This window comes from Helicobacter pylori (genome assembly GCF_021062735.1).
Lineage (GTDB): Bacteria > Campylobacterota > Campylobacteria > Campylobacterales > Helicobacteraceae > Helicobacter > Helicobacter pylori_DN.
On the sequence record NZ_JAHXLB010000021.1, the window covers coordinates 1 to 15,975 of the forward strand.

Annotated in this window: 5 protein-coding genes and 1 pseudogene; 2 read left to right on the forward strand and 4 right to left on the reverse strand. The window is 39.4% G+C overall.

Annotated elements, in window-relative coordinates; translation table 11 throughout:
• Positions 1-192 precede the first annotated feature (192 nt).
• The 4 genes and pseudogenes from KX581_RS07625 to KX581_RS07640 form a co-directional block, all read right to left on the reverse strand.
• Positions 193-2,630, reverse strand: a pseudogene (locus KX581_RS07625) (TonB-dependent receptor domain-containing protein).
• A gap of 179 nt (positions 2,631-2,809) precedes the next feature.
• Complete coding sequence (locus KX581_RS07630; RefSeq protein WP_231176033.1) at positions 2,810-3,241, reverse strand: Sua5/YciO/YrdC/YwlC family protein; 432 nt, start codon at positions 3,239-3,241, stop codon at positions 2,810-2,812.
• 4 nt (positions 3,242-3,245) lie between these two features.
• Positions 3,246-6,503 carry a carbamoyl-phosphate synthase large subunit gene (carB, locus tag KX581_RS07635; RefSeq protein WP_231176034.1) on the reverse strand — a complete coding sequence of 1,086 codons (3,258 nt, stop codon included), beginning with the start codon at positions 6,501-6,503 and terminating at the stop codon, positions 3,246-3,248.
• Positions 6,504-6,601: 98 nt separating this feature from the next.
• Positions 6,602-7,294, reverse strand: coding sequence for a Bax inhibitor-1/YccA family protein (locus KX581_RS07640; protein WP_231176035.1), 693 nt, complete (start codon positions 7,292-7,294; stop codon positions 6,602-6,604).
• Positions 7,295-7,437: 143 nt separating this feature from the next.
• Here KX581_RS07640 and gap point away from each other — a divergent pair, with 143 nt between their 5' ends.
• A complete protein-coding gene (gene gap / locus KX581_RS07645; RefSeq protein WP_231176036.1) occupies positions 7,438-8,436 on the forward strand; it encodes a type I glyceraldehyde-3-phosphate dehydrogenase in 999 nt (332 codons plus the stop codon).
• A gap of 79 nt (positions 8,437-8,515) precedes the next feature.
• Positions 8,516-15,706, forward strand: a complete 7,191-nt coding sequence (locus KX581_RS07650) for a vacuolating cytotoxin domain-containing protein (RefSeq protein ID WP_231176037.1) — start codon at positions 8,516-8,518, stop codon at positions 15,704-15,706.
• Positions 15,707-15,975: the final 269 nt, after the last annotated feature.

Genomic DNA, 15,975 nt, shown 5'->3' on the forward strand with positions numbered 1-15,975 from the left:
AAAAAAAAAAAAAAAACAGCATGAAGTTAAAATATTAATTAAAATCCACAACCCTATTTTACAAAAAATAACCATTCATTGTAAATTGATTTAAAAATTAAAGGATTAAAATCATATATTTGTTACTTCTAAAGAATGTTTTATTTTTGATTAAACTCGCTACCCATGAAACCCTCATTTTTAGATCCATTATTAAAACTTATAAGAAATTTCAAATCTAGCGTTAAAGCCAGGCTCTGCCATGCCCCTTGCGTATTTGTCTTGATTGGGTTCATCAGGGCTCATCACCGGGCTTGCTTGATCAATATATTGTTGGTTAAAAACATTGTTAAAAACCGCATTCAAACTCAAGCCTTTAAGTTTTTTGTAAGTGGGCTTATAAGTGATAAAAAAACTGCTCACCCCATAACCGGGCTTATGCACATAAAAAATCCCAGGCGTTTTAGGGAAATTGCTAGGCCGTCTGTCAATATCTGTAGGGCCGTTACGATAAGGGCTGTAAGAGCAATAACTCAAATCCGTAACGAATCGTGAAAGCCAAGTGATGCTAAGGCCAGTGCGTGGGATTGTATAGCTTGCCGTTAAAATAAACACATTGCCTGTTGTGGCAGCCAATTCATACACATCAGCGATCAAACGCCCTTTTAAAGAAGGCCATGATCGCGCCACGCTCAAGCCCAAAGAAAAACCCTTGTATTTAGCCGTCCCTGAAACTTCATAACCAGGCACATAAATAATATCTTTTGCGGGCAAGTTGGTTACAAAAAGCGTTGAAGAAAATTGGTTGATGTAATTAGAAATCAATTGGACAAAACCGGCGGCCCTGAAATCAAAATACTGACTGCTGTATTCGGTGTTAAATTCCACATTTTGCCCGATTTCTGGCTTTAAATTGCGGTTATAGCGCAAATTATCTTGACGCATCCACACCAAACCTCCAGGCATAGGGCCTCTGGTTACATACGCGTAAGAAAGCCTGAAATTCAAATTTTCTAAAGGCGAGACATTTAAAGCCGCGCTAGGGCTAAACCCTTGGGTTATGTGCAACTGCCAGTCTTTATCCACTAAAGTATAGACATCATAACGAGTCCCTGCCCCTAAAGTTACCATAGGGTGTAAGGTGTAATTCGCTTGCGCATACACCCCAACCACATTCGCGCTAGCACCATTCCTTTGGCAACGCCCATTTATATTAGGATCATTGGGCCCTGTAACCCTTAAGCATGCGTCAGGGGCATCGCCGGGTTTGACTAATTCGCTATTAGGGATCGCTTTATCAAAAGTGGTTAAGTTTTGGTAATTCAACCCGTATTCAAAAAGATTGTCATTCTTATGGTCTATGGTGTGGATCACATTCGCATTAAACCCAGAATTGATGATGAATAAATTTTTATTAGCCACCACAGAACCCCCTCCAAGGCTTTTAAAAGTGATGGAGCAAGTTTGTTTAATAGCGTCATAAATGCCCCCTTGCGCCACGCATTCATTTTCTTCGCCGAGTTTTGGGTTTGGGGTGAAAGGAATGATAGCCGCTATATCGTTAGGCCTAAAAAGCGGATCAATTTGGACATTCCTAATGCTTGTATAACCATTGATTTTTAATCTAGGATCACCAAACGACTCCCCCCTTCTCTTTCATAGTTCAAGCTCACATTATGCACTAAATTGACGCTATAAGTTTTAAACAAACTAGCGTCATTTTCAAACAAACAATCGCTAGGGTTTTTCTCGTTAGGGAAAGCGTTAAAATCACCGCAAGAATAGGGTAAAAAAGTGCCTGTAAAATTCGCTCTTAAAGGGCGATTAGCGTTATCTCTGGTCATGTTATAACTGAGGTTCAAGGTATCCCTTTCGCTCAAATAACCATTGATCTTAGCCATCACATTGTTTTGCTCGCTAGGGCTTGCTGTAACTTTATTGTCTGCTTTAGGTCTAAAGAGATCCTTTGTGGCATTATCCCCATCACGATAGTAAAAAATATTTTGATGCGTGTAATATAAAAGAATATCAAAATGATTGTTACGATAAGCGCCCATCACGGTTTCTCGATCCCCAAAGTTGGTTAAAAAAGTAACAGCCCCACTTATAGCGTAATCTTTACCCTTAGGGATAAAATCGCTAGCACTCTTAGTTTCCATTTTGATCGCGCCAATCAAAGCCATAGGCCCCGCGCTCGCTTGAGCCGCCCCCTTAGTAACCACCACGCTTTTGAGCATTCCAGGGTCAATGATCGTATTGCCTTGATGCCCATAGCTTGCGCCCATTTGCGCCGCGCCATCCACCGTAACCCGAGCCAATCTGTCTTCAATACCGCGCACATAAATTTTTTGCGCTATAACCGCGCCTCCGCCCACATTGATATTGGGGTTTCTTCTAAACATGTCGCTGATTTGGTTGGCCTGTCTTCTTTCTAATTCTTTACTTGAAATGGTTGTCTGGTTGTTGTAATTAAAGATTTTAGCCGCCTGAGTGGTAACCTTACCTAGAGTGTGTTGGGCGTTCTCCTTTTTCTCTTTTTTTCTTTCTGTCTTTTTTTCTTCTTTTTCTTCTTTGGCCTCTAATTCAAACATGCCTAATAAGGACAAAAAAATAGAAAAACTACAATACTTCCTAAAACGCTTGTCATTCATTCTTAAAATCCTGCTTATTATAATAATTTTTCTTGAAAAAGTTGTTATTATATTCAAAAAAATATTACAATCACCTTAAAAGAGCTAGCTATTTTTAATAAACAAATGATAAACTTTTAGAAAAATCCCACAAAAACCCCTTTCAAAACGCGCAGAATGCGAAATAATAAAGGGTAATTTTATCTTATTCTCACTTTTTTATCTTTATAGAGCCTGAATATTTTAGAACTAGAGCTTTCAAACAAACCCCTTTCATCGCTCACAATCACATCAGCGAGCTTGGAAGCGATCTCTTTATCATAGGCGCATTGGGTGAGGTTGGCTGAGGTGCTATAGAGCGTTTTAAAACGCTTTAAAAAATCCCCATGCCTGCCCCTAATGACACGAACGGCCTTAGAGTTAGGATAAATAAAAGTGGTTTTAGCGCTTCTTCTGATGAGGTTTTTAAAAGCGTTGGGGGCGCGCACCAAACTTTTTAAGGTGGTAAAATCAGCGCTTTCTATTAAAACGCTTTGGTTTTTAGGGCGATTTTTTAAGGCGTTGAGCTTTTCGCTGTCTTTAGAAAGCAGTCCTATCGTGGTATCGCTTTGAACGAGATACACTAACGCCATCAAACTACTTCAAATAATCTTGTAAGGCTAACAACTCGTCTTTTTGAGAGCTTTCTTCTAACGCTAAAAGTAAGACTTCTATCGCGCTTAAAGTCGTGAAATAACTCACATGGTTTTTAAGCACAGAAGCGCGAATGAGTTTAGCGTCATCTTGAGATTTGTGATCGCTGGTGTTGATAGCCATGCTGATTTCCCCATTCATCATTAAATCCATGACATTGGGGCGGCCTTCGGAGATTTTAAGCACTTTCAAAGACTTTACCCCGGCTTTTTCCAAAGCTTTATGCGTGCCTTCTGTAGCGCACAATTCAAAGCCTAACTGAACCAAGCGCTTCATTAAAATGCACGCTTCTTCTTTATCCTTATCTTTAACAGAAACAAAAATAAGCCCCTTGTTTTTGATGGGGTTAAAGCAAGCCGTTTGAGCCTTGAAAAAAGCCATCCCTAAAGTTCTAGCAATCCCCATCACTTCGCCGGTGCTTTTCATCTCAGGCCCTAAAATCAAATCCGATCCATAAAGTTTATTAAAAGGGAAAACCGCTTCTTTTAAAGCCACAAAATGGGGCATTTTAGGCTTATAAACGCCTTTAGAATACCCCACGATATTTTTTTTATCATAAAATTTCAAGGCTTCTTTCAAATCTTCTGACACCATAACCCTAGTCGCAACTTTGGCTAAAGGAACGCCTAAAGCCTTGCTTAAAAAAGGCACGGTTCGGCTAGCTCTGGGATTGACTTCAATCAAATACAGCGAATTTTGATGCACAGCAAATTGGATATTCAACAGCCCTACTACGCCTAAATGCAGAGCGATTTTCGCGCTCACTCGTTCAATTTCATCTAAAATTTCAGGGCTTAAAGTGGAAGGGATAAAGCATGCCGAATCGCCTGAATGGATTCCGGCTTCTTCAATATGCTGTAAAATGCCGGCAATATAGACCTCTTTTTTATCGCAAATAGCATCCACATCTAATTCCACCGCTTTTTCTAAAAACTTATCAATGAGGAGCGGATTTTTAGGGCTAATCTCTAAAGCATGCGTAACGCTTTCTAAATAATGGCGCAATTCTTCAATATTTTCTAAAATTTGCATGTGTTGACCGCCTAGCACATAACTAGGGCGCACGATAATAGGGAAACCAATCACATTAGCGATGCTATAAGCTTCATCAATACTCTTAGCCATGCCGTTTTCAGGCTGCTTAATGTCAAGCTCTTTTAAAAAGAGGGAAAATTTTTCCCTGTCTTCAGCAATATCAATCACCTTAAAAGGCGTGCCAATAATGGGGGCTTGCATTTTGGCTAGATCTTTAGCGAGTTTTAAAGGGGTTTGTCCCCCAAAATGCACGATAATGCCATCCACTCGCTCCCTTTGAATGATGCTCTTCACGCACTCAAAATGAATGGGTTCAAAATAGAGCGTGTCGCTGGTATCATAATCTGTGCTAACCGTTTCTGGATTGCAATTGAGCATGACGCTTTTAATGTTTAAATCTTTTAAGGCAAAGCTCGCATGCACGCAACAATAATCAAATTCAATGCCTTGACCGATGCGATTAGGCCCAGAGCCTATGATTAGGATTTTCTTTTCTTGTTTTTCTTGTTTGTTTTCAATAAAGGGCAAAGGGTTAGGGGCATAGGTGGAATACAAATACGGCGTGAGCGATAAAAACTCCGCCGCGCAAGTGTCCACTTCTTCAAAATTGGGCGCGATTTGTAAATTCATTCTGGCTAATTCCACTTCAAAAGGGCTGACCTCTAAATTTTCATTTTCTTTGATTTTAGCGGCAATCCTAGCATCGCTAAAGCCTAAATTTTTAAGCCCTCTTAATTTTTTGGCATCCGTTAAAACGCTAGAATTGATGCTTTCTTCTGCTTTGACTAGCTTTTGAATTTGAGATAAAAACCACCTGTCAATCTGGCACAATTCAAACACTTCATCCACGCTAACGCCGAGCCTGAACGCATCAGCGATATAGAGCAAGCGTTTGGGATTGGGCCGGCGGATTTCCTTTTTGATCGCTTCTAAATCTTTGCTTAACGATTCAAACCCTAGCCAATTGTTTTCCAAAGAGCATAGTGCTTTTTGTAAGGCTTCTAAGAAATTCCCCCCTATCGCCATCACTTCGCCAATGCTTTTCATAGAAGTCCCTAAAGTGCTAGAAACACCGGCAAATTTTTCAAACGCAAAGCGAGGGATTTTCACCACGATATAATCCAAACTAGGCTCAAAACTCGCCGGGGTGTTGGTAATATCATTTTTAATTTCATCTAAACTAAAACCCACCGCAAGCATGGTAGCCACTTTTGCAATGGGAAAACCGGTCGCTTTTGAAGCTAGAGCGGAGCTGCGGCTCACTCGTGGGTTCATTTCAATCACAACCATTCTTAAAGTCTTGGGGTGGATCGCAAATTGCACATTGCTCCCGCCCGTATCCACGCCAATTTCTCTCAAAATCGCAAAGCTCGCATCGCGCATGCGTTGGTATTCTTTATCGGTTAAGGTGAGGCTTGGAGCGATGGTGATGCTATCGCCGGTATGAACGCCCATGGGGTCAATGTTTTCAATGCAGCACACAATGATGCAATTATCCTTGCTGTCTCGTATGACTTCCATTTCGTATTCTTTCCACCCCAACAAGGACTCTTCAATCAAAATTTCATTAATGGGCGAAGCGTCTAGGGCGTTTTTAGCCAATTCTTGAAACTCTTCAATATTATAAGCGACCCCACTCCCTCCCCCAGCTAGCGTGAAACTCGCTCTAATAATGGCTGGAAAGCCAATTTCATTAATGGCTTCTAGGGCTTCTAACTCGTTATAAGCGTAACACCCTTTAGGCAAATCCATCCCGATTTTTAACATCGCTTCTTTGAAAGCCTGCCTGTCTTCGCCTTTTTTAATCGCTTCAATCTTAGCCCCTAAAAGCTCCACGCCTTCTAACATGCCCTTTTGGTGCATTTGCATGACCGCATTCAAAGCGGTTTGCCCACCCATTGTGGGTAAAATAGCGTCAATCTTTTCTTTTTTGATGATAGCGGCGATATTTTCTCCAGTGATGGGTTGGATATAAGTTTGATGAGAAAATTCAGGGTCAGTCATCACGGTGGCTGGGTTAGAATTGATTAAGATCACTCTATAACCTAAAGATTTTAAGGTTTTACAACTTTGAGTCCCTGAGTAGTCAAACTCACAAGCTTGTCCGATCACAATAGGGCCTGATCCTATCAGTAGAATGTTGGAAATATCGGTGCGTTTAGGCATAACTAATCCTTAAAGAAAGAATATAAAATGAAGTGTTATTAGTTTTAAAATATTTTCTGTTAGGTTTTTGCGTGGCGTCCCCTCCCTATTTTTTCAAACTATTTGTCTCTGTCTGAAAAAATACCAATGATTTGCAAGATAGAAATGAAGACATTCAAAAAGTCTAAATACAAGCTCACCGCCGCATCAATGGGGCTATCATACATGCCTTTAACGATGTTTTGGGTGTCATAAGCGATGTAAAGACTGAATAAAATCGCACTCGTTCCCGCAATGACAACCTGGAACATGGGGCTACCCAAAAACAAGTTAATGAGCGAACACACCAACACCACGATCAAAGCGATGAAGAGCATTTTACCCATATTCGCTAAGTCGTTTTTAGTCTTAAGGGCATACACGCTCATCAAACCAAAAACGATAGTCGTCATGCCTAAAGCCTGCCAAATCGCCCCTAAACCAGCTTTTGCGATCACCATACCCAACAAAGGCACTAGAGTAACCCCTGATAATGAAGTGAAAGCAAACAACATGAATAGATTCAATCCGGGTTTGGATTTAGAAAACATCAAACCAAAAAACGCCGCAATTTCAGCGATAAAAAACACCCATTTATACTGCACTACGGCTTGAAAATTCATTAAACCTAGTAACGCTCCGATAGTCGCTAGTAACAAACTGCCTGCAAAGAACTTGTAAGTCGTTTTAACAAAACCCACCAGCTCGCTTTCATACAATAAAGAATTTTCTGCATACGCATTACGAGAATCAGCTCTGTCATACAATGCCATGTTTTACTCCTTGAATTCAACTCAATAAATAATTTTAATTAACCCTACAGCTAGGTCCAATATAATAGCGCAAAATGTAGTAAAATACCAAACAAAACCCACTAAAATTGAAATTGAAGTCTGGAAATAGGATAATAGTTACGATGAAAATTTTTATCAATGGATTTGGCCGCATTGGGAGATGCGTTTTAAGAGCAATCTTAGAGCGCAATGATACAAACCCTAAACTAGAAGTAATAGGCATCAATGACCCTGCTAATTGGGAAATCCTCGCTTATCTTTTAGAGCATGACAGCGTGCATGGGCTGCTCAATAAAGAGGCGCGTTACTCTAATCATAAGCTTATTATCGGCTCGTTAGAAATCCCTGTTTTTAATAGCATCAAAGACTTGAAAGGCGTGGATGTTATCCTAGAGTGTTCAGGGAAGTTTTTAGAGCCTAAAACGCTAGAAAATTACCTTTTGCTTGGGGCTAAAAAGGTTTTGTTGTCCGCTCCTTTTATGGGCGAATACGATGAAAAACAATACCCCACTTTGGTGTATGGGGTCAATCATTTTCTTTATCAAAACCAAGCCATTGTTTCTAACGCCTCTTGCACGACTAACGCTATCGCACCTATTTGCGCTATTTTAGATAAAGCTTTTAAGATTAAAGAAGGCATGCTAACGACTATTCATAGCTATACAAGCGATCAAAAACTCATTGATTTAGCCCACCCTTTGGACAAACGGCGCTCCAGAGCGGCTGCAAGCAACATTATCCCCACCACCACTAAAGCCGCTCTAGCCTTGCATAAAGTGTTACCCAATCTCAAAAACAAAATGCATGGGCATAGCGTGAGGGTGCCTAGCCTTGATGTGTCCATGATAGATTTGAGTTTGTTTTTAGAAAAAAAGGCCTTTAAAGATCCGATCAATGATTTATTGATTGAAGCTTCCAAAGGGGTTTTAAAAGGCGTGTTAGAGATAGACTTAAAAGAAAGGGTGAGTTCTGATTTTATTTCTAACCCTAGTAGCGTCATCATCGCGCCCGATTTGACTTTCACGCTAGAGAATATGGTCAAAATCATGGGGTGGTATGATAACGAATGGGGGTATTCTAATCGTTTGGTGGATATGGCGCAGTTTATGTATCATTATTAAGTCATTTTGCGAATCTTTTTGAGTTTGTTTAACATCAAGTTGTATAGTGTGGGATCTATAAAAACGATCGGAGTTTTAAATGGCGTTTAAAAAGGCTGGATTGATTTTTAAGTTTATTTCAAAGGGATCTTTTAAATTAAATAAGATCTCAAAGAAAATTTTCAAATTGAATCTAATCTTGAAGCGTGAAAAGCCCTTAAGCCATAAAAAAACAAAATCCGTTAAAAAGCCCTTTAATAAAAACAAATCTTTTTTAAAAGCTTCGGTTTTATTGATAGGAGCGTTGGGGGGATTATCCCACCTAAGGGCTAGCGAGTGCCGTTATTGGTCATGGTCGTCTTGGAGTTATCATGACAATATTGAAAGCGGTTCTAATTCCCCCACGCACAACTCTTATTGTCTTTTTAGTAGTGCTCAAGGCTCTGGGACTTATTATTTAAACACCCTTACCACTTATAGCGCTGGTGGGGCTAGTTTCACGCAAAAATTCAATGGCGGCACGCTTAATGTGGGAGGGAATATCCGCTTTGGAGGCACAGGTATTAATGGGGGTGATGTAGGCTATATCACAGGCACTTATGACGCTCAAACGATTAATTTTAATTCTAGCCATTTAACAACCGGAAACTCATACGCTGATGGTGGTGGGGCCACGCTCAATTTTAATGCAACTAATAACCTCACTATCAATCAAGCGAGTTTTGATAACAGCGATGCAGGGACACAAAAATCTTACATGAATTTTAAAGGCTCTAATATCAAGGTCAGTGGCTCTAGCTTTACAGACGACACTGATGGGGGCTTTAGTTTCAGCGGTAATAACAATAATAGCGTTATCTCTTTCAATCAAACTAACTTCAATCAAGGCACTTATCACTTTAGTAACAGCGCAAGTTCAAGCTTTGATAATAGTAACTTCAATCAAGGGACTTATCACTTTAATAGCGCCCAATCTATTTTTGAAAACAGCAATTTCAATCAAGGTACTTATAATTTTAATAATAACGCTAGCTTTAATAACGACACCTTCAATCAAGGGATTTATAGCTTTAATACGAATAAGGTGAGTTTCTTAGGCATTAACACTTTAAATTCAAGTTCGCCTTTTGCCAGCCTTAAAGGCAGTGTGTCTTTTGGTTCTGGTGCGGTTTTTAACCTCAATCAAACCCTTAATAATAATCAAACCTATGACATTCTTACGACAAACGGGACCATTCAGTATGGGGTTTATCAAAGCTATTTGTGGGATCTAATCAACTATAAGGGCGATAAAGCTATTAGCCATGTTGAAGTGGGTAGTAACACTTATGATGTAACCTTTGACATTAACGGGCAAGATGAAACCTTACAAGAAACCTTTAACAACCAATCCATTACCACCCAATTTTTAGGGGACGATCTACAAGCCAAAGCCCAAGCAACCTACCAACAAGACTTGAGTAACTCCCAAAGTGCTTTAAATAACGCTACTAGTGATAATAAGATCGCAAGCAATGATACAGGCTACACCAACAATCAAAACACCACTATCAAAAAAGACGCTCAGAGTTTAGAAAACACCGACCAAACCATCCAACAAGACAAACAAGCGTTAGAACAAGATTTAGACAATCTCCAACAATTAGCCAACGCCCCAACAGGCTTTAACCAACAAGCTTTCAATCAAGCCCAAAGCACAGAACAACAAGATTTACAAACCTTACAAAACGAAGAAAAGACTTTTAATAGCGAGCAAGAGGGGTTAAAACAAGCTATAGCTAACGCTAAGCCTACAAGCCCAACACCAAGCCCTACACCCACTCCCACAAAACACACAGCACCAAACACTCCCCCTAAAGTTTCACCAACACCAACGCCCCCTACTCAAAATTTACCCACAACGAATGTGTGGAATGGAGTCTATAACCTTCAAAATCAAACTTACTCGCAAAAAGGCATTTATTATATCGATCCCAATCTTTCAGGACAGAGCGGTCAAAGCGCTAACACGCTCAGCACTTATACAGCCAATTTGTTAGGAAGAAGTTTTGGCATGAATATCCAAAATGGCACTTTGATCATAGGGAATAATGCAGAGAGCGTGAATGATAATGGGTTGATTTGGATAGGGCATGGAGGCTTTGGCTATATCACGGGCACTTTTAATGCGGCCAACATCTATTTGACCAATAATTTTAAAACCGGTGAAGGCGTTTCAAATTCAGATGGTGGGGGAGCGAACATCACCTTTAAAGCAAGCGATAATATCACTATGGATGGCTTGAATTATAATGACGCTGAAACCGTTACTAAAATGATTCAAACGGGGGCTAGTCAGCATTCCTACGCCACTTTTGACGCTGTAAATAATATCAGCGTGACTGATTCCAGTTTTAGCGATATGACTTGGGGGAAATTCAGTTTTAGCGCTAAGAATATTTCGTTTTCTAACGCTTCGTTCAGCGGCTTTACAAACCCTGGAGGATCAAGCGTTATCAGCACTAATGCCGCTAATTCTTTAAGCTTTATCAATTCTCGTTTGAATGGTGGGGCAATCTATAATTTGCAGGCTAATAGCCTTATTTTCAATAACACGCAAGCGGTTTTTAATGTCTTGTATTCTAGGGGGACAAGCAATTTTAACGCTACCACACAGCTTTTAGGCAACACGAATTTTACGCTTAGTTCTCAAAGTTTGTTGAACTTTAATGGCGATACAACCTTGCAAAACAACGCTAATATCACGCTTGGCAATAAAAGTCAAGCCGCTTTTAAAAATTCTTTAACGCTTGATAATAATTCTAATTTAAGTTTAGACAATCAAAGCGTTTTGAATGCGAATGGCGCGAGCGCTTTTAACAATCAAGCGAGTCTCAATATTTATAACGGGAGTCAAGCGGCCTTTAATAGTCTCTTTTTTAATGGCGGGACACTCAGTCTTAACGCTAATAGCAAGCTCAACGCTTCTAACGCTAGTTTTTCAAACAACACCACTATTAATTTAGACGATAGCGTTTTATCGGCTAGTAACACAAGTTCTTTAAACGCTAATATCAATTTTCAAGGTGCAAGCCAGGCTGATTTTGGAGGCAACACGACTATTGATACAGCAAGCTTTAATTTTGACAGCGCAAGTTCATTGAATTTTAATAACCTTACGGCTAATGGAGCGTTAAATTTTAATGGTTATGCACCCTCTTTAACTAAGGCTTTAATGAATGTTAGCGGGCAGTTTGTTTTAGGGAATAATGGGGATATTAATTTATCTGACATCAATATTTTTGACAACATTACAAAATCTGTAACCTACAACATCCTAAACGCTCAAAAAGGGATTACTGGCATTAGTGGGGCTAATGGCTATGAAAAAATCCTTTTTTATGGCATGAAAATCCAAAACGCTACCTATAGCGACAATCATAACATCCAAACTTGGTCGTTCATAAACCCTCTCAATTCTTCTCAAATCATTCAAGAGAGCATTAAAAATGGGGATTTAACCATAGAAGTTTTAAACAACCCTAACTCGGCTTCTAACACTATTTTTAATATCGCTCCTGAGCTTTATAATTACCAAGCTTCTAAGCAAAATCCTACCGGCTATAGCTATGATTATAGCGACAACCAAGCAGGCACTTATTACCTGACAAGCAACATTAAAGGTCTTTTCACCCCTAAAGGCTCTCAAACGCCTCAAACCCCAGGCACTTATAGCCCGTTCAACCAGCCTTTGAATAGTTTAAATATCTACAATAAGGGTTTTTCTAGTGAAAATTTAAAAACGCTTTTAGGGATTCTTTCTCAAAATTCCGCTGCCTTAAAAGAAATGATTGAATCCAACCAATTAGACAATATCACTAACATCAATGAAGTGTTGCAACTCTTAGATAAGATTAAGATCACCCAAGCGCAAAAGCAAGCGCTCCTAGAAACGATCAACCATTTGACTGACAACATCAATCAAACCTTTAGTAACGGGAATCTCGTTATAGGCGCTACCCAAGATAATGTTACAAACTCTACTAGCTCTATATGGTTTGGGGGCAATGGCTATAGCAGTCCTTGCGCGCTAGATAGCGCCACTTGTTCTTCTTTTAGAAACACTTACTTGGGGCAATTATTAGGCTCAACTTCCCCTTATTTAGGCTACATTAACGCTGATTTTAAAGCTAAAAGCATTTATATTACCGGAACGCTTGGAAGTGGTAACGCCTTTGAAAGCGGAGGGAGTGCGGATGTGACCTTTCAAAGCGCTAATAATTTAGTGTTGAATAAGGCTAATATAGAAGCTCAAGCTACAGACAATATCTTTAATCTTTTGGGCCAAAAAGGGATTAATGAAATCTTTAATCAAGGGAATTTAGCGAATGTTCTCAGTCAGGTGGCTATGGAAAAAATCAAACAAGCCGGCGGTTTAGGAAACTTTATAGAAAACGCTCTAAGCCCTTTGAGTAAGGAATTGCCCGCTAGCTTGCAAAATGAAACCTTGGGCCAACTTATAGGTCAAAATAATTTAGACAATTTATTGAATAATAGTGGAGTCATGAATGAAATCCAAAACATTATCAGTAAAAAACTAAGCATTTTTGGCAATTTTGTTACCCCATCCATCATAGAAAACTACCTTGCTAAGCAGTCTTTAAAAAGCATGCTAGACGATAAAGGGCTTTTGAATTTCATCGGTGGGTATATAGACGCTTCTGAATTAAGCTCTATTTTAAGCGTGGTTTTAAAAGATATTACTAACCCCCCTACAAGCCTGCAAAAAGACATCGGTGTGGTGGCGAACGACTTGTTGAACGAGTTTTTAGGACAAGATGTCGTTAAAAAGCTAGAAAGTCAAGGATTAGTGAATAATATCATTAATAATATTATTTCTCAAGGCGGGTTAAGCGGCGTTTATAATCAAGGTTTAGGGAGCGTGTTGCCGCCCTCTTTACAAAACGCGCTCAAAGAAAACGATTTAGGCACTCTTTTATCGCCTAGAGGCTTGCATGATTTTTGGCAAAAAGGGTATTTTAACTTTTTAAGCAATGGCTATGTTTTTGTCAATAATAGCTCTTTTAGCAACGCTACAGGGGGCAGTTTGAATTTTGTCGCCAACAAGTCTATTATCTTTAATGGCGATAACACGATTGACTTTAGCAAGTATCAAGGCGCATTGATTTTTGCTTCTAATGGTATTTCTAATATCAATATCACCACCCTAAACGCTACGAATGGCTTAAGTATTAATGCGGGTTTGAATAATGTGAGCGTTCAAAAAGGGGAAATTTGTGTCAACTTAGCCAGTTGCCCTACAACCAAAAACAGCTCTTCTACAAACTCTAGCGTAACCCCCACTAATGAGTCTTTAAGCGTGCACGCTAACAACTTCACTTTCTTAGGCACAATCGCTTCTAATGGGGCTGTTGATTTGTCTCAAGTAACAAATAACAGCGTCATAGGCACGCTCAATCTTAATGAAAATGCGACTTTGCAAGCCAATAATTTGACGATCACCAACGCTTTTAACAATGCCTCTAATTCTACGGCTAACATTAATGGTAATTTCACCTTAAACCAACAAGCGACTTTAAGCACTAACGCCAATGGTTTGAATGTCATGGGGGATTTTAATAGCTATGGCGATTTGGTGTTTAACCTCAGCCATTCAGCTAGCCATGCCATTATCAACGCTCAAGGCACAGCCACGCTTATGGCTAATAGCAATAACCCTTTAATCCAGTTCAACACTTCTTCAAAAGAAGCCGGCACTTACACGCTGATTGATAGCGCTAAAGCCATTTATTACGGGTATAACGACCAAATCACAGGAGGCAGCAGCTTAGATAATTACCTTAAGCTTTACACGCTCATTGATATTAATGGCAAGCATATGGTGATGACTGATAACGGCTTAACTTATAACGGGCAAGCCGTGAATATTAAAGATGGCGGTTTAGTTGTAGGCTTTAAGGATTCTCAAAATCAATATATTTACACTTCCATTCTTTATAATAAAGTGAAAATCGCTGTTTCTAATGATCCTATCAATAACCTACAAGCCCCCACTTTAAAACAATATATCGCTCAAATTCAAGGCGTTCAAAGCGTGGATAGCATTGATCAAGCTGGAGGCAGCCAAGCGATTAATTGGCTCAATAAAATCTTTGAAACTAAAGGAAGTCCTTTATTCGCTCCCTATTATTTAGAAAGCCATTCCACAAAAGATTTAACCACGATCGCTGGAGACATTGCCAACACTTTAGAAGTCATCGCTAACCCTGATTTTAAAAATGATGCCACTAACATTTTACAGATCAACACCTACACGCAGCAAATGAGCCGTTTAGCCAAGCTCTCTGACACTTCAACCTTTGCTAGTGCTGATTTTCACGAGCGCTTAGAAGCCCTTAAAAACAAGCGATTCGCTGATGCGATCCCTAACGCTATGGATGTGATTTTAAAATACTCTCAAAGAAACAGAGTCAAAAATAATGTGTGGGCGACAGGAGTTGGAGGGGCTAGTTTCATTAATGGAGGCACTGGAACTTTATATGGTATCAATGTAGGGTATGACAGGTTTATTAAGGGCGTGATTGTGGGGGGTTATGCCGCTTATGGGTATAGCGGGTTTCATGGAAATATCACTCAATCAGGCTCTAGCAATGTCAATATGGGCGTTTATAGCCGAGCGTTTATCAAAAGAAGCGAATTAACGATGAGCTTGAATGAGACTTGGGGATACAATAAGACTTTCATCAACTCTTATGACCCCCTACTCTCAATCATCAATCAGTCTTACAGATACGACACTTGGACAACTGACGCTAAAATCAATTATGGCTATGACTTCATGTTTAAAGATAAAAGCGTTATTTTTAAACCCCAAGTAGGCTTAGCCTATTATTACATTGGCTTATCCGGTTTAAGAGGCATTATGGATGATCCTATTTACAATCAATTCAGAGCCAATGCTGACCCCAATAAAAAATCCGTTTTAACGATCAATTTTGCCCTAGAAAGTCGGCATTATTTCAATAAAAACTCTTATTATTTTGTGATTGCGGATGTGGGCAGAGACTTATTCATTAATTCTATGGGGGATAAAATGGTGCGTTTTGTTGGTAATAACACCCTAAGCTATAGAGATGGTGGCAGATACAACACTTTTGCCAGCATTATCACAGGCGGAGAGATAAGGTTATTCAAAACCTTTTATGTGAATACGGGCATTGGGGCTAGGTTTGGGCTTGATTATAAAGATATTAATATTACCGGAAATATTGGTATGCGCTATGCTTTTTAATGGTATCATTAAACCTATTTTCAACAAGCCTAATTCATAATGGGCTTGATTATAAAGATATTAATATTACCGGAAATATTGGTATGCGCTATGCTTTTTAATGATATCATTAAACCTATTTTCAACAAGCCTAATTCATAACAGGATCACCCATGCAATTTCCAAAAGCCTTATTACATTCATCATTCTTTTTACTTTTACTTTTATCTTTTTGTATCGCTGAAGAAAATGGGGCGTATGCGAGCGTGGGGTTTGAATATTCCATTAGT